Consider the following 25,421-nt stretch of genomic DNA (forward strand, 5'->3'; position numbering starts at 1 on the left):
TATCGGAAGGCGTCCCGGGATCATTAATTTCGTTTGGTGTCCGGTTGATACTATGCATTGCGCTTCGCCAATGCCAAACCAAATGTTACAGCGCAAAGCAGAGCATAAATGCCATGGGCGATGAGCCCCGTGAGGATGGAGAGAACACCTAATGAAGGTCAATATTGAGATTGATTGCACGCCAGAAGAAGCGCGCAGCTTCATGGGCTTGCCCGATGTGACGGAAGCCAACAACGCCTACGTCGATAACATCACCAAAGCGATGAAGGGCGTGAGCAGCCCAGATCAATTGCAGGAATATGCTCAGGCCTTGGCGCCGATGGGTCAGATGGGGCTAAAGATGTTCCAGAACTTTGTTGAGAATGGCATGCGGGCAGGGACGATGGGCGGATCGTCGCGTTCTAAAAAAGACAAATCAGACGACTAAAGCATTGAATGAAAACAACTACCTAGGCCTGCATTGAATGAGTGACACCATCTTTGCGATCTCCAGCGGTGCGCCCCCTGCTGCGATTGGGGTCATCAGGATCAGCGGTCCTGAAGCAGGTGATGCCTTGCGCAAACTGGCTGGGCGTGAGTTCACGCCGCGCCGCGCATCACTTGCGACGTTGCGAGACGCGATCGGTCGGCCACTCGATCAGGCACTCGTTTTATGGTTCCGCGGGCCAGGGACGGCGACAGGCGAAGATTTGGCAGAACTGCATTGCCATGGGGGCAGGGCGGTCTTGGCCGCTGTTTCGAATGCTTTAGGGGCGATTCCAGGCCTTCGAGCAGCAGAAGCAGGCGAATTCACCCGCCGCGCATTTGCCAATGGGCGGATTGATTTGGCCGAAGCGGAGGGTCTGGGCGAGCTGCTTAGCGCTGAGACAGAGCTTCAGAGAGCCGCCGCGATCCAAATGGCAGGCGGCGCGTTTTCAGCCCAGGTAGAGGCATGGCGCACATCCGTCTTGCGGCTTTCCGCGCAATTGGAGGCAGCGCTCGACTTTTCGGATGAAGACGATGTGTCAGAATTGCCCCCGCAATTTGCCGATGGCATCGAGGTGTTGTCACAAGAGCTGGATGGGTGGCTAAGCCGCGCGCGAGCCGAGAAACTGGGCGAGGGCTACCGAGTGGTGCTCGCCGGGCCGCCCAATTCCGGAAAATCCACGCTGTTTAATGCTCTGATTGAGAGCGAAGCGGCGATAACGTCGGACATTGCCGGCACTACGCGTGATGTGATTGAGCGCAACGTAGCTATTGCGAGTGTCCCGTTTAATTTCGTCGATACGGCAGGCCTTAGGAAAGAGAGTGAGGATGCCATCGAGCGGATTGGTATCGACCGCGCTCGTGAACAGCTTGGACGGGCGGATACGGTTCTGTGGCTTGGGGCTGAAGGCGAAGGCCCGGATGGGGCTTGGGAAGTGGCGGCCAAGAGCGACTCGGATGATTATGAGGCGAAGCCCTCTGCCGATTACGTGCTTTCGGCAACAACAGGTACCGGTGTCGATGTGCTAAAACAGGGTCTGGTCGCGGCGGCGAGGGCGGCTTTGCCAAAGCCCGGTGAAGCGGCTTTGAACGCGAGGCAGCATTCGGTCCTATCAGACGCTGCTCAGGCGCTGCACGGAGCGATTGGTCAACGCGATCCGCTATTGTGCGCTGAGGAGCTGAGACAGGCCCGGAGCGCGTTTGATAGGCTCATTGGCCGTGCAACTACGGAAGATATGCTGGACACGCTGTTTGGGCGCTTCTGCATCGGGAAGTAGGCTTTCTCGGCGGAGAAAGACCTTCGATAGTGGCGTACCTCAAAACAAATCAGTCAAACCGAGCGGTGTTTCACGTGAAACAGCTTTGACCCAAGCGGCGTGACACCCTATTTGGCGCAGAATGCATAGCTTTGATGTCCTGGTTATTGGCGGCGGTCACGCCGGTGTGGAGGCTGCCTGTGGGGCGGCCCGCATGGGTGCGCGCACTGGGCTGGTCAGCTTCGATCTCGGAGCCATTGGCGCGATGAGTTGCAATCCGGCGATTGGCGGGTTGGGCAAGGGCCACCTGGTTCGCGAAGTCGATGCGCTCGACGGCGTGATTGGCCGCGCAGCAGATGCGGGCGCCATCCACTACCGGATGCTCAATCGTTCGAAGGGTAGCGCCGTCTGGGGCCCGCGTGTTCAGGCTGACCGTGTGCTCTTCAAAGCTGAGGTCCAACGGATCGTTAAAGCGCAAGCGAATCTGACGTTAATAGCGGGAGAGGCTGCTGCGCTCCGGTTAGAGGGTGGGTGTGTTGTCGGCCTAGAGCTGGCTGATGGGACGGCGCTGGATGCGCCGCGGGTTATCCTTTGCACCGGTACTTTCCTCGGTGGGACTTTGTTTCGCGGCGAAGAGCGATTTACCGGCGGGCGCATTGGTGAAAATTCCGCTCAGCGTTTAGCCGAGCAATTGCGCGGCGCCGACCTGCCAATGGCGCGGCTCAAGACAGGGACGCCGCCGCGTATCGACGGGCGCACGGTTGATTGGGCTGCCTTACCAGAGCAAGCCTCCGACGATGAGAGCTGGACTATGTCGGCGCTCACCAAGAAGCGGGTAAACCCTCAGGTGTTTTGCGCGATCACAAGGACCACGGAAGCAGCGCATGACGCCATTCGCGCGAACCTGCATCGCTCTCCGCTGTTTTCGGGAGCAATTGATGCAGCGGGCCCGCGCTATTGCCCCTCAATCGAGGACAAGATCCACCGGTTTGGTGATCGCGACGGTCATCAGGTTTTCCTGGAGCCGGAAGGCCTCAACACGCATCTGGTCTACCCAAATGGGATCAGCACCTCGCTGCCGGTCGATGTTCAGCACGACATGGTTCGGGCAATGGCGGGTCTGTCTAACGCGGAAATCGTCGAACCCGGCTATGCCGTCGAGTATGACCACATTGACCCACGTGCGCTGACACCTGATCTTCAGTTGCGAGCTATCCCAGGGCTCTATTGCGCCGGTCAGATTAACGGGACGACGGGTTATGAGGAAGCGGCCGCGCAGGGCCTGATCGCAGGCCTTAACGCAGCCGCTGCTGAGACTGACCGCGAAGCTCCTGTCTTGGATCGCGCGAACTCTTACATCGCGGTGATGGTGGACGATCTCACCCTGCAAGGGGTGAGCGAGCCGTATCGGATGCTCACCTCGCGCGCTGAATACCGCTTACGGTTGCGGGCGAACAATGCTTCCACGCGCCTAACAGGATTGGGCACTGATGCTGGGTGCGTTGGCGACGAGCGTTCGAATTGGTTTGAGCAACGTGAAACTATGCGAGAGGTGTTGGCGCCTCTGTTCGCGCAAAAGCTCCATTCGAAAGATCTGGCAGACGCAGGCCTACCGGTTCGGCGTGATGGCGGCGAAAAGCCCGTCTCCGAGTGGCTTCGCCATGACGGTGTCGAATTTGCAGACCTGCTCACTTGGGTTGATGCTGAACTTGCCGAGGCGCTTCATGCGAATGCAGACCTGGCCGATGAGATGGCTGAGGATGCGGCTTATGAACCCTATCTCGCGCGTCAGGATGCGGAACTGCGAGACCTGCGTGCCAGTGAGAACCTGGCGCTTGCAGGGGACTTCCCATTTGCTGAGGTTCCCGGGCTCTCTTCAGAAATGATCGAACGGCTGACGTCTGCCAGTCCTCCCACATTGGCCGCTGCGGGCCGTGTGCCCGGCGTCACGCCGGCAGCTTTGTCGGCTTTGCTGGTTTACGCACGCCGGTGGCAAACCGCTGCATGAGCGATCGCGCCATCATTGAGACTGAAGAGCAGGCACGTGCGTTTGTTGCTGAGTGGGCTGACGCTGCAGCAATCGAGCGATTAGAACGCTTTTCAACGCTCCTTCGTGCTGAAAACAAACAACAAAATTTGATTTCGAAGCCTTCAGAAAGTCAGCTTTGGCAACGCCATATCGCCGATAGCGTACAGCTCTTACAGCATGTTTCACGTGAAACACGCGAAGACCGCAGCGGAACTCCTTGGCTCGATCTAGGAACAGGCGCAGGCTTTCCGGGGATAATTTTGGCTAGCTTGTTACCTAACATCCCAATGGTTTTGGTTGAATCTCGGGCCCGCCGCGTTGAGTTCTTGGAGCGTGTGGTCAGCGAACTAGACCTCAAGCGATGCCGCGTGGTTGGTGAGCGTTTGGAAAAGATAAAACCATTTCCCGTCAATGTGATAACCGCACGCGCCTTTGCCCCGCTGGACAAGCTCCTTCGCCTTTCGCACCCGTTTTGCACCGCGCATACCCGTTACGTTCTCCCCAAAGGCCGGTCTGCATCGGATGAATTGGCGGGACTAAAAGCTCGTAATCGGCGGAAGTTCCACGTGGAACAATCATTGACCGATCGCGACGCAGGTATCATCGTCAGTTTGTGAGTTGAGATCGCGGCGTCGAATGGCCTCGGTTACAGCGATTTTGGACTCGCTTGAGCGCAAATCCCCGACAATGGGCGGTCGTTGTGCTTAGAGTTTTGCCGGTTCGAGCATGAATAAGGAACGCGTAAAGATGCTGACAATCGCAATTGCAAACCAGAAGGGAGGGGTTGGGAAGACCACCACTGCCATCAATATTGCAACAGCGATGGCGGCAACGGGGTGGCGGACACTCCTGATCGACCTTGATCCTCAGGGAAATGCGTCGACGGGCATGGGTGTCGATGCGAACGATCGCGGCCTGTCGAGTTATGACCTCTTAGTTGATGAAATTGCTCTGGAAGATGCGGTCGTACCAACCAGCATACCCGGCTTGGATCTGGTTCCAGCTACAGTGGACTTGAGCGGGGCTGAGGTTGAGCTCGTCTCTGTCGAAGAGCGGACCGGACGGCTCAAGGCGGCGCTGGCCAATCACGGTGAGCACGATATTTGCTTTATCGACTGTCCACCGTCGTTGGGTTTGCTAACGCTCAACGCTCTATGCGCCGCGGATACTCTGCTCGTGCCACTGCAATGTGAGTTCTTCGCGCTCGAGGGTCTTAGCCAATTGCTTCAGACGGTCGAACGTATTCAACAGCGTTTCAATCCTAATCTGGGCATTATCGGTGTTGCGCTCACGATGTTCGACCGGCGCAACCGTTTGACTGATCAAGTCGCTGACGATGTGCGCGATTGCCTCGGTAATTTGGTGTTTGAAACTGTTATTCCGCGCAACGTCCGTCTGTCGGAAGCGCCCAGCCATGGGCTACCAGCGCTTGTTTATGATCATTCCTGTACGGGCAGCCGAGCATACATCGCGCTGGCCCGCGAATTAATCGGACGATTCCCGCCAGAAAGGAAAGCCGCATGAGCCGCAATGTGAAGCAAAACCCGAACCCATCTGGCGAGAAAATCGAATTCTCTGTACCGCACCGTGGACCTGGCGACCGGAAGAAAAAGCTCGGCAAGGGTCTGGGAGCGTTATTGGGCGAAACTCAGCGTGAGGAGCCGCTCGTCCGAGGTGATGCATCGCAAGTTTCTGATAAAAAGGCTGAAAATGGAAATGCACAGCCCGTTTCTGGGCTAGCTGCATTGCCAATTGCATCCATTAGTCCACTGCCAGGGCAGCCCCGTAAGCATTTTGATGATGCGGCGCTTGCAGAGCTGGCGGCGTCGATCGCGGCGCGTGGTGTGATCCAACCGATTATCGTTCGGCCGCGCGGCGAGGGCCGCTATCAATTGGTCGCGGGCGAACGCCGCTGGCGTGCCGCGCAGAAGGCGCGCTTGCATGAGATTCCAGCGCTTGTTCGCGAGCTCAATGACCGCGAGGTGATGGCACTTGCGCTGATCGAGAATATTCAGCGCGAAGATCTCAATCCCGTAGAGGAAGCGCGCGCTTATCAGCGTCTTGCCGACAGTGAGGGTATGACCCAGGCGGAAATCGCTCGCATGGTCGACAAATCCCGCAGTCATGTGGCGAACTTTCAGCGTCTTTTGGGCCTGCCGAGCGCTGTGCTTGATCTTGTCGAGACCGGCAGGCTGTCGATGGGGCATGCGCGCGCGCTTATTGGGCAGGAGAATGCCGCAAGCCTCGCTCAGCAGGCGGTGAACGACAATCTCTCCGTGCGTGAGATTGAGCGTATGGTGCGCAAGGTCGCTGGCAAAGTGGCGAACAAGGCTCCAAAAGCGCAGGTGGGCGGGCGCGATCCGGCGAATGATGCCGATATCGAAGCGGTCCAGCGCCACCTAGAGGAATTTCTGGGCCTGACTGTGCGCATTAAGGCCGACGCGGATCCGCGTTCCGGTGCGGTTACGATCCGCTACCGGACGCTCGATCAATTGGATTTGGTGTGCCAGAGGCTGACCGGTGGCGATATCTAAGGCCAATTTCGCTGCAAGTCATTCTTAAAAAAACCACTAAATCAATGCTTTGAACTGCTTTCATAGCGCGATTGGATTGTGTCCTAAAGTTGCGCCGCGCAACTGCGCACCCCTTTTCTAGGTTTGTTGGACGCTCTTTCGTTTGCGGACGACTAAACAGAAACGCGCGAGACCCACTGAGAGTCCCGCGCGCTGATATATCGGTATTTCGCGGCGGCTAAACCCGCTCTGCCACCTTAATTCTTGATCATTTTGACCGGGCGCGGTGCCGGCGCAACCCGTGTGGGCTGCTTGATCATTTGTGGCTCCGGAATTGTGCGCTCACGCACTGGCTCTGGCACAAACTCCTCGCGGACATTCTCACGCACGATCACGCGCTGGCGTTGAGTTGTCTGTACCGGAACCAGGACCGTTTGCTGTACTGGTTGTGCTTGGTAGCAGTTGCAGCCCCGATAGCCATAGGCGACGGGTGCAGGTGCATATTGCGGATACGCATAAGCTGGCGCAGCGATTGTCCTGCTGGCAAAACGCTGAGGCGGTGCAGAGACCAGCCCGTTGTTCTGCTGAAGATAATCGTTGAGTGCTGCCTCGCAATCATAGCCATCATCATCGTCACCATCGCCAATCAGGGTGCCGATAGCCAGGCCAGCTAAGCCGCCTGTGCCCGCACCGATCAAGGTGCCAGCCAGACGCTCGCCGCTGGATACGCGGTTACCGATGATACCGCCTGTGATCGCGCCGAGCAGACTGCCAATGATACCGCCTTTTTCCTTGCCATCGCGGCCGTCGGTGCGGCGGCGGCATTCGGCCAGCCATTGTTCGCGTTCAAACACCACTGGCTGAGACGCTTGGTAATATTGAACCGGAGCGGGCTGGCCAAAACCTGTGTCTGCAGGGGGAATTGAGCGGGTTGCCGTGCGCGGCGTGATATAACGCGTGCGAATGACGGTTTCGACCCCGTCTTCGCCCATGATGATCTCTTCCGTCTCACCCAGGGTCCGCCCACCGGTCTGCGCAGGGGCGATCGAGGTTTCTGGCATTGGGGCTGGCGCGGTTTGAAGATCAGCCGGGAGCGATTGAATCTCTCCCTCGGTCATCACAACCTCGGCCTGTGCCAAAGCAGGTGCAGCGCTGGCCAAAGCCAGTCCAGCGACCGGAGCGCTGAGGCTGCGAAGCGCGAAATGGAGTGTCGACATCAAAAGTTTCCCCTGTGCTTATAGAGCGATCATGCGGCACGATATTGTGCGATTCGCACGCCGAGCCCATGGCAGATTGTTAGTTACTATCAACTAACACACCAAACCAGATAAACAGCGGAACTGTCTCTTTTCGGGGCGATTGCGTGCGTTGTCTGAGTGACCAGACGAAGATTTAAGTTGAAAGAGGGTTAAATTCGGTCGCTCAATAAAGCGGCAAGGGCCTCTAACCCAAGAGCATCCTCTCGCGTGAAGCGCGCAGCCTCCGGACTGTCGCAATCGATCACTGCGATCACTTCGCCATCGCGCATCACAGGCACGACAACCTCGGATTGGCTGGCAGCATCGCAGGCAATGTGCCCGGGAAAAGCGTGAACATCCTCCACCAGCCGGGTTTCGCCAGTTGCCGCCGCGGCGCCGCACACACCTTGGCCGAAAGGAATGCGAATACAGGCCGGGCGGCCGACAAACGGCCCAAGCACCAGCTCCTTTTTCGTCCCGTTTTGCACCACGCGGTAAAATCCTGCCCAATTGAGGCGGGGTACAAATTCCCAGATCAGCGCCGCAGCATTCGCCATATTGGCAATGCCATCGCTTTCTCCGATGGTAAGGGCGTCGGCGGCATCGCCCAATTGCCGATAAAGTTCGGCTGGCGCGAGGGTTTCGTCTGGTTTGAAATCATACATGGCGCTTGGCTGTCTAATCGCTTCCCCCATTGCCGCAAGGGCAACGCTCTTATATCGCGGACACCTATGGCTATTATTCGCAAAATTCTCATCGCTTTGGTCGTCCTGCTTGTGATCCTGGGCATTGTCGGTTTCTTTTTGACGCGCGGCGACACCGCTGAGCTGTCGGTTGACGAGGTCGCGGGCACGGATCCAACCTTGGAAGAGCCCGATCCGGAGAGTTTCCCGACAGTGCAGATTGCAAAACCGGTCGGCTGGGAAGAGGGCGCATTGCCAGTGGCGGCTGAGGGGCTGGCTGTGACGCGCTTTGCCGAAGGCCTGGACCATCCCCGCGTACTCTATGGCCTGCCGAATGGCGATGTGCTGGTCACTTTGACCCGGGCGCCCAAGGCGGAGGATGATGGCGACGGTGGTATCATGGCCAGCATTCGCGGATGGGTCGCAGAATATCTGTTCTCAGAAGCGGGCGCCGCGGGCGATTCGCCGAACCAAATTGTTCTGCTGCGCGATGAGGACGGTGACGGCGTTGCTGAAAAGCAGACCGTGATCCTGTCGGAAGGGCTCGATTCCCCATCCGGCATGAGCTGGAACGATGGTACGCTTTACGTTGCCAATCACAATGCCGTGTTGGCGTTCCCTTATGAGCTGGGTGCGGATGCGGTGACGGGTGAGCCGACCAAGCTGATGGATCTCGCGCCGGGCGGCGGGCACTGGATGCGCAATATGGAGCTGCATCCGGATGGCAATCGCCTCTATGTCGCGGTCGGTTCGGTCAGCAATATCGGCGAAAGTGGGATGGAGGTCGAAGAAGGCCGGGCGATGATCTGGGAATATGATCTGACGGCTGGGCGCCAACGCCAGTTTGCCGTCGGTCTGCGCAATCCCAATGGTCTCGACTTTAGCCCGTGGTCGGGCGAGCTATGGACCACGGTGAATGAGCGCGACATGCTTGGTTCTGACCTGGTGCCGGATTATCTTACGAATGTGCCGGTTGGCGCGCAATATGGCTGGCCGTGGCTGTATTATCGCACCAACATCGATCGCCGGGTTGAGGCACCGATGCCGGCCTATCTGATGGAATATGCGCGCTATCCCGAATATGCGCTTGGTCCGCATGTCGCTGCGCTGGGTCTGGTCTTCACTAAGGAAGGCCACCGCATGGGGGATGGATTTGCCAGCGGCGCATTCATTGCGCGCCATGGTTCGTGGAATCGCAAGCCGCCATCTGGCTATGACGTTGTCTATGTCGCCTTTGACGAGCGCGGAAATCCTACCGGCAAGCCTGTGCCCGTGCTGACCGGCTTTTTGAACGAGGACGGCACGACAAAGGGCCGGCCAACTTGGGTTGAATGGGGTGGTGATGGCTCTTTGTTGGTGTCAGACGACACTGCGGGGATCATCTGGCGCGCTGTTGCGCCCGGCGCAGCAGCCGGTGCGGGGATCGAACGTTTGCAGGGGCGCCGTTTGGAGCCTCAACGCGAGCTCAGCGGTAGCCCCACCGCAAGCTTTGGCGAAGACGACTATGCTCGCATCCAGCCCGCCGATTAACGCCTAGGTACAGACGGGGGCTTCGCGCAAAAGTCGCACGGCGCAACTTTGCCACGTGGACCTACCGCACCGTTTAGCTTGCGAGTTTGTCTGCGCTCAGGGTGTAGAGCAGGTCTGAGCCGCTGATCGCGCTGGCCTTCAAGCCAGAGGCTTCTGGCACGATATGATCGAGGAAGAAGCGGGTTGTCACCGGCTTGGTCTCCGCCAGAGCAGGCGCGGCCCCTTCGGCCACGGCGCGAACCTGGCGCAGCATTTGCCACCCGGCGACCGCGACCGCAGCCATGGTGCAGAACGCGGTGCTGCCAGCTAAGCGATCGTCAAGGCTTGCCTCATCGCGCATCCAGTGGGCGATATTCGCGCAATCGCTCGCGAGCCCAGCAAGGCCTGTTTCGTCGCTCGCGTCTCGGGCGATTTCTTCAAACAAGCCAATGACAGCTTCGCCGCCCGACATGCCGAGCTTGCGCGTCACCAGATCGGCGGCTTGAATGCCATTGGTGCCTTCATAGATCGGAGCGATCTTGGAATCGCGCCAGTGCTGCGCCGCGCCGGTCTCTTCAACAAAGCCCATGCCGCCATGCACTTGGATACCGATACCCGACACCTCGACGCCGATGTCTGTGCCCCAGGCCTTGACCAGCGGGACTAGCACTTCGGCGCGTTCACCAGCGGCTTCATCGCCAATCGTGCCGCGATCCACTTGGCCGGCGCAGTAATAGAGCAGGGCGCGAACGCCTTCGGTCAGGGCCTTCATGCGCAGGATCATGCGCCGCACATCGGGATGCTCGATGATCGCAACTGGGGTTTTGTCAGGCGAACCAGCGCGGGCCGATTGCACCCGGTCCATTGCATAATAGATCGCCTGCTGCGTCGCCCGCTCAGCGATTTGCGCACCCTGGTTGCCGACATTGATCCGCGCATTGTTCATCATCGTGAACATGGCCATCAGGCCGCGGTTCTCCGCACCGACCAGTTCGCCAATACACTCACCATTATCGCCATAGCTCATCACGCAAGTGGGCGAGGCGTTGATGCCGAGCTTATGCTCCAGGCTGACGCAGCGCACATCGTTGCGATTGCCGAGCGATCCGTCGTCATTGACGTGATATTTAGGGACGAGGAACAGCGAGATGCCGCGTGAACCTTCAGGTGCATCAGGCAGTCGTGCGAGCACAAGATGGATGATGTTCTCAGCCAGGTCGTGCTCACCCCAGGTGATGTAGATCTTCTGGCCCGCAATTTTGTACTTCCCGGCGTGTTCACCTTCTTTGATCGGTTCTGCGGTAGAACGCAGCGCGCCCACATCGCTGCCTGCGCCCGGTTCGGTGAGGTTCATGGTGCCAGACCATTTGCCGCTGACCAGATCGGGCATATACTTTGCCTGCTGATCCTTGCTGCCATGGTGGCCAATCGCTTCAATCGCGCCGACCGACAGCATCGGCAGCAGCGTGAAGGCCATATTGGCGGACCCGAGGTTCTCCAGCACATTGCAAGACAGAGTGAAGGGCAGGCCTTGGCCGCCAAATTCCTCTGGTGACGCAATTGCGTTCCAGCCTTGCTCGACATAGGCGTGGTAGGCGGGTTCAAATCCCTCTGGCAGGCGCACCACGCCGTTTTCCAGCTTCGCACCCTCAAGATCCCCCACGCGGTTGAGCGGCGCAAACTCGCCAGCGGCAAACTGACCCACGCCATCGACAATCGCCTCGACCAAATCGGCCTCTGCATTGGCAAAGCGCTCGCTTTCCGCCAGCTCTTCGATCCCGGCGTTCACTCGGATGGCGAGCAATTGGTCTTGGGTAGGGGGCGTGTAAGGGGTCACGGGCGTGGGTCGTCCTTTGATTGGGTGCATTTCTCGGCTGGAGGCCGCCTGCCTCTTGGCAGGGCTTGCGCTTGAATATAGCGCAGATCGCATGAGCGACAAGAACCTTACGGAAGTGCTGGATGCGGATGCGCAGGGGATTGCGCGTGCGGCAGCGATTCTCGATTCGGGCGGACTTGTCGCAGTGCCGACCGAGACCGTGTACGGGCTGGCAGCGCGCGCTGATAGCGCGCAGGCTGTCGCGAAGATCTATGAGGCCAAGGGGCGGCCCGATTTCAACCCGCTGATCGTGCATGTGCGTGACATAGAGCAAGCGGGTGAGCTGGCCGAGATTTCAGATACGGCGCGGTCGCTGGCCGATCAGCATTGGCCGGGCCCGCTGACATTGGTTTTGCCCTGCAGGCCGGAGGCAAAGCTCGCTGGCGCAGTGACGGCAGGTCTGCCCACGGTAGCGCTGCGAGCGCCCGCTCACCCTGCGATGCAAGCCCTGTTGGAGGCGGTGGATTTTCCGCTTGCCGCACCGTCTGCCAATCGCAGCGGGTTTATCAGCCCGACGAGTGCACACCATGTGCTTGCCTCGCTCGATGGCCGAATTGATCTGGTGCTCGATGGCGGGCCGACCCAGGCCGGGGTTGAATCGACGATTGTCGCGGTTCGCGGCGATGGCGGTTTAGAAGAATTGCGGCCAGGCCCGGTGATGATGGCGGGCGCGCATCGAGCCGAGGCAAAAGGTATTGAGGCCCCCGGTCAGCTCGCCAGCCATTATGCGCCGGGCAAACCAGTGCGTCTAAACGCTGCTCACGCAGAGGCGGATGAGTTTCTTATCGGGTTCAGCGCCGTATTGGGCGATTGCACATTGTCAGCGGTAGGCGATTTAACCGAGGCAGCCTCCCGCCTCTATGATTGCCTTCATCGGGGCGCCGCTTCCGACAAGCCGCGCATCGCCATTGCACCCATCCCAGAGGACGGCATTGGTTTTGCCATCAATGATAGATTACGCAGAGCGGCGACTCCGCCCGACTAATCGTCTTCCGGCTCCAGCGGGACAGTGGGCAGGATTTCCTGCATCTCAGCATAGGTCGCCTGAGCCTCATCGCATGCCGCATCATCGCCTTCACGACATTCCTCGATTTGCTTGTCGTACTGGCGCTCAAGCTTGCCGAGTTTTTCTTCACGGCGACGAATTTCCCGCCCTCGGTTCTCATCAGCCTCAGATTGGCTGGTGGTTGCCACATCCACCGCTTTGCCAGCGACCTTGACCGGCGCCGTCACTACGTCGAGCGCAGTGCGGGCAAGGCAGCCGCTCAAAGCGATGCTTGAAATAAGGGCGAGGGCCAGGGTCGAGGCAGGGGAAGGTACGCGCATGTCACCCTTGTTGCGCGCATCCTGCGGCTTGGCAAGTGAGGGATGCGCCGGATTAGCTCTCGTCAGCCTCGTCTTGCGGTGTTTCTGTTTCTGTTGCTGGCTCATCTGCGGCCGGTTCTGCGGCTGAGCGCGGCGCGCAATTGAGGTCGCCTGAGCCAACCGAATTGAGCTCGCACTTGGCGCTGCCGAACACGTTGATATCGCCTGACCCGGCAATTGTGGCCTCGACTGTGCCATCAGATGAGAAAGCCACATCGCCCGAGCCGCCAATTGTCACACTAGCGCGCTCGGTCATCAGGTCATCGAGATTTACATTGCCATTGCCGCCAATCACCACTTCCAACCGGCTGGCAGAACCCGCACCGTTCACCGTGCCTGATCCGCCAATGTTTACGTCCAGCTTGCTCGCATCGAATTTAGCAACGCTTACGCTGCCCGATCCGCCGATATTGATCGATGCACTATCCGCCATAACCGGGGTTTCGACATTGCCGCTGCCGCCGATATTGATATCGCGCGGGGCAGGCATGGTGATGCGAACGGTTGTCGAACCGCCGCTGTCCCAGCCGTCTTCGCGGTAAATGGAGAGATCGCTGCCATCGAGATCAAAGCGCAGCGTCTCGACGGCTTCCCCATCGCCTTTGACCGTTATGTCGAGCGTCTCGCCCTCCGTGATGATGACCTTGTCCGGTCCAGCAATGGATAGCGTGTCGGGTGCTGCTCCGGTCATTTCGAGTTCGGCTAATGGCACCCCGTCACCGCCTACATTGATGTCCACATCACAGCCTGACAGGCCGACTCCCAGTACGAGGGCGAAGATGGGCGCGATGCGTTTCGAAATGGGTGTCAGCATGGGGGATCCTCCAAGAGTATTTGAATGGCGTATTAGTGATATAATACACTAGATACGAAGGTTCAAGCATTGGTTCGTTGCTGGCGGGCAAATGAAAAGGGGCCGCCTTGGTCAGGCAGCCCCTTTAGAACGTTGCAATAGTAAGGGAGGGTTTAGCCTTCCTCGTCCGGATTATCGTAATATTGCGGCGCATGTTCGCGCAGAACGTCGAGAATCTTCTCAAGCGCGGTCGGCTCGTCGGTCTCTTCCATCGCGGCGAGTTCCCGCGCCAGGCGGCTGGAGGCTGCTTCAAAGATCTGCCGCTCAGAATAGCTCTGCTCCGGCTGATCTTCAGGGCGGAACAGATCGCGAGTAACCTCAGCAATTAGCACGATTTCGCCAGAATTGATCTTCGCTTCGTACTCTTGTGCGCGGCGCGACCACATGGTGCGCTTGACCTTTGGCTTGCCTTTGAGCGTTTCCATCGCTTCTTTCAAAGTCTTGTCGCTCGACAGCTTGCGCATGCCGATTGCTTCGACCTTATTGGTGGGCACCCGCAGGGTCATTCGCTCTTTTTCAAAGCGCAGCACATACAATTCGAGCTGCATGCCGGCGATCTCTTCGTTCTGAAGTTCGATCACGCGGCCAACGCCGTGTTTGGGGTAAACGACATAGTCGCCAACGGTAAATGCAGGCACATTGCTTGCCATGCGTGTTCCTTTCAATTGGCTCAGTTCAATTGCACATAGCTGGCATGTCTTTGAGCGGCGCTGCAATGTGCAAACGCCGTCTATTCATTGCCAGATCTGTTGCTACTGGTCTGAAACCTTCCTGTTTTTCGACCCGGCGCCGGGACCAACCAACGCGGTTGCGTCATCGCATAGCACAACTGCAACAAAATTGCGAATCGCAACTCTATTGGTCGCCTGTCAGCGTTTTGAGCTATGGGAGTGGATGCTCCAGCAGGTTCTTTGTTGCGCTCTCGCTCGGGCCGGACTTCAGGCGTTAATCGCCTTCGCCGGGTGCCTCGCTGAAGTACTTCTCGAACTTGCCTTCGACGCCTTTGAAATCATCGGCATCAGCAGGCGGTTCTTTCTGGCTCGTGATGTTCGGCCATTCAGCGGATAGCTTGGTGTTGATCTCCAGCCATTTCTCAAGGCCGTCTTCGGTATCAGGCAGAATTGCTTCTGCCGGGCATTCCGGTTCACACACGCCGCAATCGATGCACTCGCTGGGATTGATGACCAGCATGTTTTCGCCTTCATAGAAGCAATCGACCGGGCACACTTCGACGCAATCGGTGTACTTACATTTGATACAAGCGTCGTTGACGACGTAAGTCATGAGGTAAGGCTTTCTTTCGATACCGTTTCGAGCGCTGCTAGTGCGCTTTACCCAGCGCGGTCAAGCTCGCGGTAGTGCGTGCGTGCTTCGTCGGGCGACCCGCGCCGCATTGGCAACGAGATGATCTCAACTACGCGTACTTCATTACCGATTGCTAAAGTCAGCACATCGCCTGCTACAACATCTTCGCACGCGCGCATCACATGCTTTCTATTGCAACGTAAAGAGCGGCTTGCGATCATCTTTTGTGCCCGGGATCGGGTCCGCGCGAATCTGAGATAGACCAGCAGCCGGTCGAGCCGCATTAGCGCAGGAGATCCGCCAAAGCATCAAAGGCGCCGCTAGCCTTGGCTGGGCCAGTGTCGGGCTTCTTGCTGCGGTTTTGCGGTTTGCCCTGTGGCCGCCCTTGCGGTGAGCCTTTGCCCCCTTTGCCGTGTTTTGCGCCCTTGCGTTTGCCGTGTTCGCGCTTGTTGTCTGCGCCAGCCTCGTTGCCGTTGGTATTAGGGCGGCGTCGGCGCGGATGGTCATCGCTAGCGCGCTTGGGTCGCCAGGTCCGGCTGTCCGGCGCGGGAGGTCCAAATGCCCCCTCGGCGAGTGTGCGGGCGCGCTGGACCCGGAAACCAGCCGCACTCAGCAGGCGGCGTGCATTGTCTTCTTCCAGACCAATTGAAATCGGCAGCGCCAGATCGAGCGCAAATTTCAGATTGCGCTGCTTGCCCGCCTTTTCTTGAGCTTTGGCGCGGGCATCGAAGGCCGCGCGAAAAATCTTCTCCGCCAGATCAACCCGGATCGCTTGAGCGCCGGCTGGGCGATATCCAGCAGGCAGGCCCTTTGCCTCGGGGATCACCGGCAACATGGAGGGGTTCAGCGGCCGCTTGTCCACGCCCAGCGCATGCAGCAATTGCCGTGGGGCTGGCTTAAGCAACGGCGCAGCAAAAATGTCGAGCGCGCCGAAAGTCACGCCCAATTTGCGCAGGAACGGGCGCATTTCCTTGGGCAGATGTTCGAGCCCAGCCTTTTCGCGCGTCACAACGCCGCGTGCATCGATCAGGATATGCAGCAATGCGCGCGCTTGCGATCCAGCCTCTGGATCACGCGCTGCCTCTGCCAGCTTGCGCAATGGCTCAAGCGGTTCCAACTGCCCTGCCAGCCATTGAGTCAGCCCAGCCTCGAGCGCGGTCCTGGGCGCTTCTGGCAAGGTCGAGATATCGCGAGCCAATATCAGGCGCGGCGCTGCAAAATCCTCTGGGCCGGAATTGGCTGAAAAGCTGATCTCGGCCAAAGTGCGATCCTGCCAACGGATCGCTCCGCGAGAGAGTTCCAATTCGCCAAGCCCCTCGGCCAGCAGCCAATTGGCCCGCTGGGTTAGGATCGTCGGCAGCGCCTTTTCTCCAGCAGCGAGCAACATTTTGCGGTCGGCAACTGTGGCATTGGGGTCAACCACAAAGCGGAACCCATCGAGCCTGCCTATCGGCTCAGCCTCAACGCACATTTGGCCATCAGGCTCCAGCGTTACTGGCAATGCGTCGGCATCCTGTCCCAGCGACTTCATAAGTATTGTCGTCCTCCGATTGACGAACCTCTCGGTGAGCCGCCCGTGCAGCGCATCCGATAATTTTGCTTCGACCGCGCGGGCGCGCGCAGCCATCTCATCTCGCGCCAGCACCCAATCGGGCCGCTGGCAAATATAGGCCCAGGATCGAATCGCGGCGATCCTACCCTGTAATGTATCAATATCGCCTTGCGTACGGTCCAGCTCTGCAATCCGCGCAGCGACAAAGTCTGCGCCGATATAGCCATCGGCCATATCTTGCCAGAGCCGCGCGACGAAACGGGAATGATTGTCGGGGCCGATTTGGCGGAAATCAGGAAGGCAGCAGGCCTCCCAAAACCGCCGGACCTGACCGCTGCCGCGAACAGTGCGGCCCAGATCATCCTCGGCCAGACGCTTTAGAACGGCGAGGTCAATCGCTCTTGGAGCTGCCGTCAAAACATCACTTTGAGGCTTGTTCTCCAGATCCCCGATCAAGGTGCCAATACTGTCAAAGCGCGGCTCAGCCTCCCGCCAGAAAAGCTTGGTCAGTGGCGCGAATTGATGCTCCTCAATCGCGTAAATCTCTTCCTCAGCAAATTCGAGCGGTGCGCCATTGCGCGTGCCGCCACCTGTGAGCGTGCCGAAGCTGCCGTCGGTCTGGTGCCGCCCAGCGCGGCCCGCAATCTGCGCCATCTCAGCAGGGGTAAGGCGGCGTTTGCGGCGGCCATCAAACTTACTCAGCGCGGCGAAGGCCACATGATGCAGATCGAGGTTGAGGCCCATGCCAATCGCATCGGTGGCGACGATGTAGTCAACTTCGCCGTTCTGGAACAATTCGACCTGCTTATTGCGGGTTTGTGGGGAGAGCGCGCCCATCACCACCGCTGCCCCGCCTCTAAACCGGCGCAGCATTTCCGCCATCGCGTACACTTGCTCGACAGAGAAGGCGACGATCGCGCTGCGCGGGGGCAGGCGGGACAATTTCGTCTGTCCGGCATGGGTGAGGGTGGAGAAACGCGGGCGCTCGACCAGCTCAGCGCGCGGGATCAGTTGTTTGACGATCGGCTCCAGCGTGGCCGAACCCAGGATCATCGTCTCTTCCCGGCCGCGCGCATTGATCAGTCGGTCTGTAAAGATATGGCCGCGCTCTGGATCTGCGCCGATCTGCGCCTCGTCGATCGCGACAAAGGCGTGGTTGCCGCCTGTGCGGTTCATCGCCTCCATTGTGCAGCAGAAATAGCGCGCGTTTGCCGGCTCAATCCGCTCTTCACCGGTGATCAGCGCGACTTGCGCATCGCCTTTGATTGCGCGCACCCGGTCATAAACCTCCCGCGCCAGCAGCCGCAGCGGAAAGCCCATCATCCCGCTGGAATGGGCGCACATCCGCTCAATCGCCAAATGCGTCTTGCCAGTGTTGGTCGGTCCAAGGACCGCTCGAACGCGGCCGTCGCCGTGATTCTGGCTGGGGTTCCAAGAGGGTCGGGCAGTCACGTCCTCGCTTGTGTCACTGCGACCGCCCTGCTGCAATGTCCTAGGGCCAATCCCTTAGACAGGTTCTCCACAAGTCACCGCTTGGGCGAGTCCTTTGGTCGTGAGTTAAGGCGGCGTTTACTTTAATCGTGCAGGAAATCCGCCAATAGAGGTAATGCGCCGCCAGATTCGGGTCAGGCGCGCAGATTAGCAAGCCTTGCCAGTTTTAGGATGCGAGTTGGATCACGCACGAGACATTGCTGATGGCGAAATCGCCAGCTCTGCAGATTCTGCGGATCTGATGGACGTGGCTGACGCGAGATCTTGCCGCTCCCGATGCGGGCGCGTGTGAAGCGCATGATGACGCGGACCTGTTTGGCTATTTTGGCGACAAAACTCCGGAAACGGACGACACTGGCACCTCCCTGTCGACCAAGGTTTCGCTCACGCGCGCAGGCACTTGGCGTGATCGCTATGACGAATGGAAGCATTCGGTTGAAGATCGCCTCGCCGCGATTGATCTTACCCCCGATTTGGCGAGCAATATCGGCAGTCGCAGGTGGCTCCGCGGGTTTGGCACTATGGTCGGCCTCGCCGCTGTGGCGCTCGCATTCTGGCCGGATATGAGCCCGCTTGAGGCTCGGCCAGCCATGAAAATCGATGGGGCCGCCCAGGATGAGCTGCGCAGTCAGATGATTATGCCGCTGGCGCTGGGTGCCGATTCCGGCCGCCGGATGAGCCCAACCCCTGAGGTTATTCCGCTCGCCAGCGCGCCTGAGCGCCCACAAATTGAGCTCGTTTCGACTTTGGCGGAAGGCGACAGCTTCCAAAGCATGCTCCGCCGCGCAGGCCTTTCCTCCAGCGACGTTAGCCGGGTGAGCGAGCTTGTGTCTGGCGCAATGCCGCTCAGCGAGATTGGTGCTGGCACGCAAATGGACATTATCTTGGGCCGGCGCGAAGCGGATGGTGCGCCTCGTCCGCTCGATGAGCTGTCCTTCCGCGCTCGGTTCGACTTGGAATTGGCGATCACTCGGGAAAGCGGCGCCTTGGCGCTAGAGCGCAACATCATTCGCGTGGATGAGACACCTTTGCGCATTCGCGGGATTGTCGGAGACAGCCTCTACCGCTCCATGCGCGCAGCGGGCGCTCCGGCCAGCGCCGTGCAAGAATACATCAAGGCGATTGATGAGCAGATCGATATGGACCGCGAGGTTCGCTCGACCGACGAGTTCGACATGATCATCTCATATCGCCGCGCCGCCACGGGCGAACGCCAGGCGGGCAAATTGCTCTATGCCGGTGTTGATCGCGGCGGAGCGTCAAAGACTCAATTGATGCGCTGGGGCGAAGATGGCCGTTTTTACGAGGCCTCTGGTGTGGGTGAACAGCGGGGCGGATTGGTCGCCCCTGTGCCTGGCCCGATTTCCTCGCGCTTTGGCATGCGTCGCCACCCGATTCTTGGCTATCGCCGGATGCACTCAGGCATGGATTTCCGTGCTCGCCACGGAACGCCGATTGTCGCTGTTACCGATGGGCGCGTGACGTCGGCTGGCCGCGCCGGCGGCTGCGGCAATGCGGTGAAGATCGATCACGGCGGCAATCTGTCGACCCGCTATTGCCATATGAGCCGAATGTCGGTGAGCCGAGGGCAGAATGTCCGGCGCGGGCAAGTGATTGGCTATGTTGGTTCAACTGGCCTCTCGACTGGGCCTCACCTCCACTATGAAATGTACCGCGGCGGCCGCGCGATTAATCCGGCCAGCGTCAAATTCGTCACCCGGGCGCAATTGTCCGGTGAAGAACTCAAGAAATTCCGCGCCGCCCTTGGTCGTTTGAAAACGGTTGAGCCGGGTCTTGCGCTGAAAGACCTGGCCCCGACCAGCGAAGAGGTGGAAGCGCCGCTGCGCGAGATCGAGAAGCTCGACAGCGTCAAAGAGGTGGAATAGCCCGCCTCATTGGCGTGGCTGTTCCTCCACCAAGCTCCGGAAATTGCGTCGTGATTGCACGCGCTCCAAAATTACGGCAACAGGTTGCCCATGACTGGCAGCTATCCCAACACCCGCCTTCGCCGCACTCGCTCCACTGGATGGAGCCGCGCCTTGCACCGCGAAACAATGCTGACTTCGGCGGATTTGATCTGGCCTTTGTTTGTGACCGATGGCGAGGGAGTGGAAGAGCCGATTGCTACGCTGCCCGGCGTCTCGCGCTGGTCGGTCGACGGCATCGTCGAGCGCGCGAAAGAGGCGATCGCTCTGGGTATTCCGGTGATCGCCCTGTTCCCCAACACTCAGGTGGATAAGCGCAGCGATGATGGCGCAGAGGCGCATAATCCCGACAATCTGATGTGCCGTGCGATCCGCGCGATCAAGGCAGAATGCGGCGATGAGATCGGCGTGCTCACCGATGTCGCGCTCGATCCCTACACCGCGCATGGACAGGACGGCCTGCTCAATGATGCGGGCTATGTCGTGAATGACGAAACGGTCGCGATGCTGGTCGATCAGGCGCTGAATCAGGCGGAGGCAGGCGCGGATATTATCGCTCCATCAGATATGATGGACGGGCGCATTCACGCGATCCGCATGGCGCTGGAAATGGGCGGGCACACCAATGTCCAGATCATGAGCTATGCCGCGAAATATGCGAGCGCGTTTTACGGGCCGTTCCGCGACGCGGTTGGCTCTGGCGGTCTGCTAAAGGGTGATAAGAAAAGCTATCAGATGGATCCGGCTAACACTCTGGAGGCCTTGCGCGAGGTGGAGTTTGACCTGGCGGAGGGCGCCGACAGTGTAATGGTGAAGCCCGGTATCGCCTATTTGGATATTGCAACACGCGTGAAGGACCAATTTGGCGTTCCCGTATTCGCTTATCAGGTCAGCGGCGAATATGCGATGATCGAGGCCGCCGTGGCGGCGGGTGCGGGAGACCGCGATGCGCTGGTACTGGAGACACTGCTGGCGTTCAAGCGGGCAGGATGCTCCGGAATACTCACCTATCATGCCGCGCACGCTGCGCGCCTTCTTAATGGCTGACTTTCGCCACGAGACAGAGCGGCTCATCCTACGCGATTGGCGGGAAGAGGATTGGCCTGAGTTTTGGGAAGGCACCAACACGCCAGCGGTGATGGAATGGCTGGGCGGCGTAATCGACGAATCTAGTCAGGACAGTGCGCGCCGGCGGTTAGAGGGGTATCATGCCGATCACGGGCATACATTCTGGGTGGTTGAGCGCAAATCAGACGGAGCAATCCTCGGATTTTGCGGCTTAAAGCGATGCAACGAACCCAAGGGCCCGATCGGCGATATGGAGGCCGGATGGCGTCTGCGTGAAAGCGCATGGGGCCAGGGCTACGCGAAAGAAGCGGCTCAGGCCTCGCTTGAGGTCGCCTTTCGCAAATTTGGTGCGCCCCATGTCATCGCTCTTACGGTGGAGGGCAATATTGCAAGCTGGGGCCTTATGGAAAAGCTCGGGATGCAGCGCCGGCCCGATATGGATTTCCCGGACACGGTCTCTTGGGCGGAAGGCGAAAACATAATCGTCTACCGTATCGAGAAGCACGATTGGGAAGCGCAAAATGGGTGAGATTGTGCTGACGACCGAGCGATTGTACCTGCGCCAGATTGGTGAAAATGATCTTGAATCGCACTTAAAGCATCTCAATTCCCCGGCTGTGATGGCCAAGCTCGGCGGTCCGCGCACGGCTGAGCAGTTGGCGGAGAAGCACGAGGCCTCGCGAGCTGGTTTCGCGCAGGATGGGTTTGGCTTTATGTTTGCGCGCGACCGCAAGACCGGCGAGCTAGTCGCGCATTGCGGGATGAAACGCGTTTCCAATCCGCTCGCGCCTAATATCGGCGATCATGAGATCGGCTGGCTCGTGCGCGAAGATCGCTGGCGCCAGGGCCTGGCCGAAGAAGCGATGCGCGCCGTGATCCAATGGGCGTTTGACACGCATAACGCCCCGCATCTGGTTGCGCTCACCAGCGAGAGCAATATTGGCAGTTGGAAACTTATGGAAAAGCTCGGCATGCAGCGCCGCCCGGAGCTCGACTTTGACGATCCGTTTTTCGCCCCCGAACACAATCCAACCATTCAATTCTCGCTCACCCGCGAGCAATGGGAGAACCATAGATGAGCTCCGCCCAGCCGCACCCCGGTGCCAATATCATCGCGATCCACGGCAAAACGCCCAAGATCCACGAAACCGCGTTTATCGCGCCCGGATGCACCATCATCGGCGATGTCGAAATCGGGGCGGGCAGCTCGATCTGGTACAATTGCGTGCTGCGCGCGGATGTCGCGGCAATCCGCATTGGTGAACGCACCAATGTGCAAGACGGCAGCGTGCTGCATTGCGACGGGCCAAAGCCGGGCGATCCAGATGGCTGTCCGCTGATCATCGGGGATGACGTGCTGATCGGTCATATGGCGATGGTGCATGGCTGCACGATTGCGGACCGCGGCTTTGTGGGGCTGGGCGCGATTGCGATGAACAGGTCCGTGATCGGATCCGACGCCATGCTGGCAGCGGGCGCAATGCTGACCGAGGGCAAGGTGATGGAGCCGCGCATGCTGTGGGCGGGCCGCCCAGCTAAGCCGCTGCGCGAGTTAAACGATGCAGCAATTGCGGGGATGCGGATGGGGGTCGCGCATTATGCAGAGAATGCGAAACATCATGCTGAGGCCGTGGGAGAGGCGCTTTAGTCCCTGATGAGCGACCTTAGGTTGTCCAACCGATCCGCCTCATGCACTGGCTTGTCCCAGCGAATGCGGTGGATGCGCGGGAAACGCATGGCTAGGCCGCTCTTGTGGCGCTTGCTTGAGTGAACACTGTCAAAAGCGACCTCGAACACCAACGTTCGCTCCACCTCGCGCACTGGCCCAAAGCGGTTTAGGGTGGTTTGGCGCACTAGCTTGTCGAGCTTCTTCAGTTCCGCATCGGTGAACCCCGAATAGGCCTTGCCCACGGGTAGCAGTTCCGCGCCCGCGTCTGGATCGCCGTCCCAACAGCCAAAGGTGTAATCGGAATAGAAGCTCGACCGCCTGCCAGAGCCGCGCTGCGCATACATCAGCACGCAATCCACCAGCAGCGGATCGCGTTTCCATTTGTACCACAGCCCGACCTTACGCCCGGCGATATAGGGTGCGTCCTTGCGCTTCAGCATCAGGCCTTCAATGGCATTTTCGCGCGCGCCTTCACGGATTTCGGCAAGGTGTGAAAAGTCGCGCGCCGCAACTATTTGGGAGATGTCGAAATGACTATCAGGTAGGCGCGGCATTACCGCTTCCAACGCCGCGCGGCGCTGCTCCCAACCGAGCTCGCGCAGATCTTCACCCTCTAGCAGCAAGACGTCATAGAGCCTTACGAAGGCCGGCAGCTCGGCGAGCATCTTCTTGCTCACCTTCTTGCGGCCCAAGCGCTGCTGCAAGGCGTTGAAGCTGGCCGCACCGCCAGTCTCCCCGCCTTGGACTGATCCGCGCACCATCAATTCGCCATCCACCACGGCATCAATCGGCAAGACATCGAGCAATTCGGGGAATGTCGCGGAAATGTCGTCGCCAGAGCGGGAATAGACCCGGGTTTGCCCGTTCACGCGCACCAATTGCACACGGATGCCGTCCCATTTCCACTCCGCCGCGTAGTCGCTCAGGTCCAACTCCTCGTCCTCGAGGGGGTGGGCGAGCATGAAAGGGCGAAACATGGGCCGGTTCGTGACATCTGGCGGATCGCTGCCATCGGCGGCCCAGGCGAACAGTTCCGCATAGGGCGGCACCAGCGCGTGCCAATATTCCTCTACCTCTTCGACTGAGACATCAAAGCTCTGCGCAAAGGCGGTCTTCGCAAGCCGGGCAGACACGCCAATCCGCATGCCGCCAGTGGCGAACTTGATCAGGGCAAAGCGGCCATTCTCATCGAGCCGATCGAGCAGTTTGGGCAGTTCGGTGGGCGCGCTGGCTCGGGTTAGGGCGGAGAGTGTCTCTACCACTTCGGCGATGCTGGGTGAATTTTCCGATGACGTACTGCCTTCTGGCCACAGCAGGCTCGCCGTTTCCGCCGTGTCGCCGACGAAATCGCGGCTGAGCGTCCATAACACCGGGTCGACGCGCTCCTTTAGGAGATTTCGGAAGGTGTTTGCCTTCACTGCTTGGAAATCGACCGATCCCGTTAGCGCCGCCAGTGCCCAACCGCGATCGGGATCGGGCGTCTCGCGCAAGTAGGCCGCGATCAGGGCCAGCTTGCGGTTGCGGCTGCTCGTATAGACCAGCGCATTCAGTAGGGCGGCGAATTCTTCCACCTACTCCGCCTCTTCCTCGCGCCCAACCATTGCGAGCGCACGCGCCTTTCGCTGGCCCAGCTCGCACCACCGCAACAGCGCCTTTTCGCGGCCATGCGTGATCCAGGTTTCGGTCGGATTCACTTCTTCGATGGTGCTGGTCAGCTCATTCCAATCGGCGTGGTCAGAAATGATAAGCGGCAATTCAACGCCGCGTTGCCGAGCCCGGCCGCGCACCCGCATCCAGCCGCTCGCCATGGCGGTGATCGGGTCGGGCAAACGGCGAGACCAGCGATCGCTCAGCGCAGCCGGCGTCGCGATGACGATGCGCCCGCGCATATCATCCTTGTCCGCATCGGCGACCAGCCGCAGTTCGCCCAGATCCACGCTGTGTTCCTCATAGAGACGGCACATTTTCTCCATCGCGCCGTGGAGGTAGATCGGCTGGTGATGGCCCGCTGCGCGCAATTCCACGATCACCCGCTGCGCTTTGCCTAAGGCATAGGCGCCCACTGCGACGCATTGGTCGGGATTGGCGGCAAGCACACCGAGCAATTTGTCCATTTCCTGTTCAATCGGCGGATGCACGAACACGGGCAGGCCAAAGGTCGCCTCGGTGATGAACATGTCGCACGGCACCACTTCGAAGGGGGCGCAGGTGGGGTCGTGACGCCGCTTGTAGTCACCCGTAATTACCACCCGCTCTCCTGCGTGCTCCAGCAGGATTTGCGCGCTGCCAAGCACGTGGCCTGCCGGGGCAAAAGTCGCCTTCACGCCGCCGGGTAGGCTGATCGTTTCGCCATATTGCACTGGCGTGGCCTTTGAGGGCCTTTCGCCCTCGCCGTTCTCAATGCCAGTGCGATAGCGCAGAGCCATGATCGCTAAGGTTTCTGGCGTGGCGATGGTCTCCCCATGCCCGCCGCGCGCGTGATCCGCATGGCCATGGGTGACGAGCGCTCGGTCGACGGTGCGCCCTGGATCGATCCAGCAATCTGCAGGGACGATCTGCACGCCCCATGGCTCGGGCCGGATCCAGGAAAATGGGGCGCTCATGGGTTAGATACGAAAAAGGGC

Annotated in this window: 24 protein-coding genes and 1 pseudogene; 13 read left to right on the forward strand and 12 right to left on the reverse strand. The window is 59.5% G+C overall.

Features of this window, described 5'->3' with window-relative positions:
- Window positions 1–151: 151 nt before the first annotated feature.
- The 6 genes from AC0V6M_RS05280 (at window position 152) to AC0V6M_RS05305 (ending at window position 6,284) form a co-directional block, all read left to right on the forward strand.
- The gene (locus AC0V6M_RS05280) at window positions 152–427 is read left to right on the forward strand and encodes a DUF6489 family protein (protein WP_486137806.1); all 276 of its coding nucleotides are present in this window, start codon (window positions 152–154) and stop codon (window positions 425–427) included.
- A gap of 37 nt (window positions 428–464) precedes the next feature.
- A complete protein-coding gene (mnmE, locus tag AC0V6M_RS05285) occupies window positions 465–1,742 on the forward strand; it encodes a tRNA uridine-5-carboxymethylaminomethyl(34) synthesis GTPase MnmE (RefSeq protein WP_486137807.1) in 1,278 nt (425 codons plus the stop codon).
- 121 nt (window positions 1,743–1,863) lie between these two features.
- On the forward strand, window positions 1,864–3,729 hold the full coding sequence (gene mnmG, locus AC0V6M_RS05290) for a tRNA uridine-5-carboxymethylaminomethyl(34) synthesis enzyme MnmG (protein WP_486137808.1): 1,866 nt from the start codon (window positions 1,864–1,866) through the stop codon (window positions 3,727–3,729).
- A complete protein-coding gene (gene rsmG / locus AC0V6M_RS05295; protein WP_486137809.1) occupies window positions 3,726–4,367 on the forward strand; it encodes a 16S rRNA (guanine(527)-N(7))-methyltransferase RsmG in 642 nt (213 codons plus the stop codon). Before mnmG ends, rsmG begins: the two co-directional genes overlap by 4 nt.
- A 130-nt stretch (window positions 4,368–4,497) precedes the next feature.
- Complete coding sequence (locus AC0V6M_RS05300) at window positions 4,498–5,274, forward strand: ParA family protein (protein ID WP_486139570.1); 777 nt, start codon at window positions 4,498–4,500, stop codon at window positions 5,272–5,274.
- Window positions 5,271–6,284: a ParB/RepB/Spo0J family partition protein gene (locus AC0V6M_RS05305; RefSeq protein WP_486137810.1), complete on the forward strand. Its 1,014-nt coding sequence runs from the start codon at window positions 5,271–5,273 to the stop codon at window positions 6,282–6,284. The genes AC0V6M_RS05300 and AC0V6M_RS05305 overlap by 4 nt, the downstream gene beginning before the upstream one ends.
- Before the next feature lie 236 nt (window positions 6,285–6,520).
- Here the strand turns inward: AC0V6M_RS05305 and AC0V6M_RS05310 are convergent, their stop codons facing one another.
- Both AC0V6M_RS05310 and AC0V6M_RS05315 read right to left on the reverse strand, forming a co-directional pair.
- The gene (locus AC0V6M_RS05310) at window positions 6,521–7,480 is read right to left on the reverse strand and encodes a glycine zipper 2TM domain-containing protein (RefSeq protein WP_486137811.1); all 960 of its coding nucleotides are present in this window, start codon (window positions 7,478–7,480) and stop codon (window positions 6,521–6,523) included.
- A 191-nt stretch (window positions 7,481–7,671) separates the two neighbouring features.
- Entirely contained in the window at window positions 7,672–8,166 is a 495-nt protein-coding gene (locus AC0V6M_RS05315) for a GAF domain-containing protein (protein ID WP_486137812.1), read from the reverse strand.
- A 66-nt stretch (window positions 8,167–8,232) separates the two neighbouring features.
- Between AC0V6M_RS05315 and AC0V6M_RS05320 the strand changes: the two genes are divergently transcribed.
- Window positions 8,233–9,714, forward strand: coding sequence for a PQQ-dependent sugar dehydrogenase (locus tag AC0V6M_RS05320; protein ID WP_486137813.1), 1,482 nt, complete (start codon window positions 8,233–8,235; stop codon window positions 9,712–9,714).
- 73 nt (window positions 9,715–9,787) lie between these two features.
- Here the strand turns inward: AC0V6M_RS05320 and AC0V6M_RS05325 are convergent, their stop codons facing one another.
- Window positions 9,788–11,530, reverse strand: coding sequence for an acyl-CoA dehydrogenase family protein (locus AC0V6M_RS05325; protein WP_486137814.1), 1,743 nt, complete (start codon window positions 11,528–11,530; stop codon window positions 9,788–9,790).
- Between the two features lie 91 nt (window positions 11,531–11,621).
- Here AC0V6M_RS05325 and AC0V6M_RS05330 point away from each other — a divergent pair, with 91 nt between their 5' ends.
- Window positions 11,622–12,554 carry an L-threonylcarbamoyladenylate synthase gene (locus tag AC0V6M_RS05330; RefSeq protein WP_486137815.1) on the forward strand — a complete coding sequence of 311 codons (933 nt, stop codon included), beginning with the start codon at window positions 11,622–11,624 and terminating at the stop codon, window positions 12,552–12,554.
- On the opposite strand, the gene AC0V6M_RS05335 is transcribed toward AC0V6M_RS05330, so the two are convergent.
- The 7 genes and pseudogenes from AC0V6M_RS05335 to AC0V6M_RS05365 all read right to left on the reverse strand — a co-directional run bounded on the left by AC0V6M_RS05335 (window position 12,551) and on the right by AC0V6M_RS05365 (window position 17,988).
- Window positions 12,551–12,895, reverse strand: a complete 345-nt coding sequence (locus tag AC0V6M_RS05335; RefSeq protein WP_486137816.1) for a hypothetical protein — start codon at window positions 12,893–12,895, stop codon at window positions 12,551–12,553. The two genes, AC0V6M_RS05330 and AC0V6M_RS05335, sit on opposite strands and share 4 nt — an antisense overlap.
- A 52-nt stretch (window positions 12,896–12,947) precedes the next feature.
- Window positions 12,948–13,748: a head GIN domain-containing protein gene (locus tag AC0V6M_RS05340; protein ID WP_486137817.1), complete on the reverse strand. Its 801-nt coding sequence runs from the start codon at window positions 13,746–13,748 to the stop codon at window positions 12,948–12,950.
- 152 nt (window positions 13,749–13,900) lie between these two features.
- Complete coding sequence (locus AC0V6M_RS05345) at window positions 13,901–14,437, reverse strand: CarD family transcriptional regulator (RefSeq protein WP_472643741.1); 537 nt, start codon at window positions 14,435–14,437, stop codon at window positions 13,901–13,903.
- A gap of 295 nt (window positions 14,438–14,732) precedes the next feature.
- On the reverse strand, window positions 14,733–15,071 hold the full coding sequence (fdxA, locus tag AC0V6M_RS05350; RefSeq protein WP_486137818.1) for a ferredoxin FdxA: 339 nt from the start codon (window positions 15,069–15,071) through the stop codon (window positions 14,733–14,735).
- Between the two features lie 47 nt (window positions 15,072–15,118).
- On the reverse strand, window positions 15,119–15,271 hold the full coding sequence (locus AC0V6M_RS05355) for a hypothetical protein (protein WP_486139665.1): 153 nt from the start codon (window positions 15,269–15,271) through the stop codon (window positions 15,119–15,121).
- Between the two features lie 3 nt (window positions 15,272–15,274).
- Window positions 15,275–15,376: pseudogene (locus AC0V6M_RS05360) on the reverse strand (S4 domain-containing protein); the annotation flags it as partial.
- On the reverse strand, window positions 15,376–17,988 hold the full coding sequence (locus AC0V6M_RS05365; protein ID WP_486139571.1) for a helicase-related protein: 2,613 nt from the start codon (window positions 17,986–17,988) through the stop codon (window positions 15,376–15,378). The pseudogene AC0V6M_RS05360 and the gene AC0V6M_RS05365, both read right to left, overlap by 1 nt.
- 668 nt (window positions 17,989–18,656) lie before the next feature.
- On the opposite strand from AC0V6M_RS05365, the gene AC0V6M_RS05370 reads away from it, so the two are divergent.
- The 5 genes from AC0V6M_RS05370 to AC0V6M_RS05390 all read left to right on the forward strand — a co-directional run bounded on the left by AC0V6M_RS05370 (window position 18,657) and on the right by AC0V6M_RS05390 (window position 22,776).
- Window positions 18,657–20,021, forward strand: a complete 1,365-nt coding sequence (locus AC0V6M_RS05370; protein WP_486137819.1) for a peptidoglycan DD-metalloendopeptidase family protein — start codon at window positions 18,657–18,659, stop codon at window positions 20,019–20,021.
- Between the two features lie 90 nt (window positions 20,022–20,111).
- Window positions 20,112–21,107, forward strand: coding sequence for a porphobilinogen synthase (hemB, locus tag AC0V6M_RS05375; protein WP_486137820.1), 996 nt, complete (start codon window positions 20,112–20,114; stop codon window positions 21,105–21,107).
- Complete coding sequence (locus tag AC0V6M_RS05380) at window positions 21,100–21,657, forward strand: GNAT family N-acetyltransferase (protein WP_486137821.1); 558 nt, start codon at window positions 21,100–21,102, stop codon at window positions 21,655–21,657. Before hemB ends, AC0V6M_RS05380 begins: the two co-directional genes overlap by 8 nt.
- Window positions 21,650–22,207, forward strand: coding sequence for a GNAT family N-acetyltransferase (locus AC0V6M_RS05385; protein ID WP_486137822.1), 558 nt, complete (start codon window positions 21,650–21,652; stop codon window positions 22,205–22,207). The genes AC0V6M_RS05380 and AC0V6M_RS05385 overlap by 8 nt, the downstream gene beginning before the upstream one ends.
- Window positions 22,204–22,776 carry a gamma carbonic anhydrase family protein gene (locus AC0V6M_RS05390; protein WP_486137823.1) on the forward strand — a complete coding sequence of 191 codons (573 nt, stop codon included), beginning with the start codon at window positions 22,204–22,206 and terminating at the stop codon, window positions 22,774–22,776. The genes AC0V6M_RS05385 and AC0V6M_RS05390 overlap by 4 nt, the downstream gene beginning before the upstream one ends.
- Here AC0V6M_RS05390 and AC0V6M_RS05395 read toward each other — a convergent pair.
- Both AC0V6M_RS05395 and AC0V6M_RS05400 read right to left on the reverse strand, forming a co-directional pair.
- The gene (locus AC0V6M_RS05395) at window positions 22,773–24,368 is read right to left on the reverse strand and encodes a cisplatin damage response ATP-dependent DNA ligase (protein WP_486137824.1); all 1,596 of its coding nucleotides are present in this window, start codon (window positions 24,366–24,368) and stop codon (window positions 22,773–22,775) included. The two genes, AC0V6M_RS05390 and AC0V6M_RS05395, sit on opposite strands and share 4 nt — an antisense overlap.
- On the reverse strand, window positions 24,369–25,400 hold the full coding sequence (locus tag AC0V6M_RS05400; RefSeq protein ID WP_486137825.1) for a ligase-associated DNA damage response exonuclease: 1,032 nt from the start codon (window positions 25,398–25,400) through the stop codon (window positions 24,369–24,371).
- Window positions 25,401–25,421: the final 21 nt, after the last annotated feature.

The sequence above is a fragment of the Erythrobacter sp. JB3-1 genome, assembly GCF_057364995.1.

What these genes read in the sequence shown, in the direction of transcription:
- AC0V6M_RS05305 (WP_486137810.1), top strand. Translation starts at nt 5,271, where the DNA reads ATGAGCCGCAATGTGAAGCAAAACCCGAACCCATCTGGCGAGAAAATC.
- hemB (WP_486137820.1), top strand. Translation starts at nt 20,112, where the DNA reads ATGACTGGCAGCTATCCCAACACCCGCCTTCGCCGCACTCGCTCCACT.
- AC0V6M_RS05355 (WP_486139665.1), bottom strand. Translation starts at nt 15,271, where the DNA reads ATGCGCGCGTGCGAAGATGTTGTAGCAGGCGATGTGCTGACTTTAGCA.
- AC0V6M_RS05280 (WP_486137806.1), top strand. Translation starts at nt 152, where the DNA reads ATGAAGGTCAATATTGAGATTGATTGCACGCCAGAAGAAGCGCGCAGC.
- AC0V6M_RS05400 (WP_486137825.1), bottom strand. Translation starts at nt 25,400, where the DNA reads ATGAGCGCCCCATTTTCCTGGATCCGGCCCGAGCCATGGGGCGTGCAG.
- AC0V6M_RS05385 (WP_486137822.1), top strand. Translation starts at nt 21,650, where the DNA reads ATGGGTGAGATTGTGCTGACGACCGAGCGATTGTACCTGCGCCAGATT.
- AC0V6M_RS05345 (WP_472643741.1), bottom strand. Translation starts at nt 14,437, where the DNA reads ATGGCAAGCAATGTGCCTGCATTTACCGTTGGCGACTATGTCGTTTAC.
- mnmE (WP_486137807.1), top strand. Translation starts at nt 465, where the DNA reads ATGAGTGACACCATCTTTGCGATCTCCAGCGGTGCGCCCCCTGCTGCG.
- AC0V6M_RS05390 (WP_486137823.1), top strand. Translation starts at nt 22,204, where the DNA reads ATGAGCTCCGCCCAGCCGCACCCCGGTGCCAATATCATCGCGATCCAC.
- fdxA (WP_486137818.1), bottom strand. Translation starts at nt 15,071, where the DNA reads ATGACTTACGTCGTCAACGACGCTTGTATCAAATGTAAGTACACCGAT.
- AC0V6M_RS05380 (WP_486137821.1), top strand. Translation starts at nt 21,100, where the DNA reads ATGGCTGACTTTCGCCACGAGACAGAGCGGCTCATCCTACGCGATTGG.
- AC0V6M_RS05315 (WP_486137812.1), bottom strand. Translation starts at nt 8,166, where the DNA reads ATGTATGATTTCAAACCAGACGAAACCCTCGCGCCAGCCGAACTTTAT.
- AC0V6M_RS05335 (WP_486137816.1), bottom strand. Translation starts at nt 12,895, where the DNA reads ATGCGCGTACCTTCCCCTGCCTCGACCCTGGCCCTCGCCCTTATTTCA.
- rsmG (WP_486137809.1), top strand. Translation starts at nt 3,726, where the DNA reads ATGAGCGATCGCGCCATCATTGAGACTGAAGAGCAGGCACGTGCGTTT.
- AC0V6M_RS05300 (WP_486139570.1), top strand. Translation starts at nt 4,498, where the DNA reads ATGCTGACAATCGCAATTGCAAACCAGAAGGGAGGGGTTGGGAAGACC.
- AC0V6M_RS05365 (WP_486139571.1), bottom strand. Translation starts at nt 17,988, where the DNA reads ATGTGCGCCCATTCCAGCGGGATGATGGGCTTTCCGCTGCGGCTGCTG.
- AC0V6M_RS05320 (WP_486137813.1), top strand. Translation starts at nt 8,233, where the DNA reads ATGGCTATTATTCGCAAAATTCTCATCGCTTTGGTCGTCCTGCTTGTG.
- mnmG (WP_486137808.1), top strand. Translation starts at nt 1,864, where the DNA reads ATGCATAGCTTTGATGTCCTGGTTATTGGCGGCGGTCACGCCGGTGTG.
- AC0V6M_RS05340 (WP_486137817.1), bottom strand. Translation starts at nt 13,748, where the DNA reads ATGCTGACACCCATTTCGAAACGCATCGCGCCCATCTTCGCCCTCGTA.
- AC0V6M_RS05310 (WP_486137811.1), bottom strand. Translation starts at nt 7,480, where the DNA reads ATGTCGACACTCCATTTCGCGCTTCGCAGCCTCAGCGCTCCGGTCGCT.
- AC0V6M_RS05370 (WP_486137819.1), top strand. Translation starts at nt 18,657, where the DNA reads ATGGTCGGCCTCGCCGCTGTGGCGCTCGCATTCTGGCCGGATATGAGC.
- AC0V6M_RS05330 (WP_486137815.1), top strand. Translation starts at nt 11,622, where the DNA reads ATGAGCGACAAGAACCTTACGGAAGTGCTGGATGCGGATGCGCAGGGG.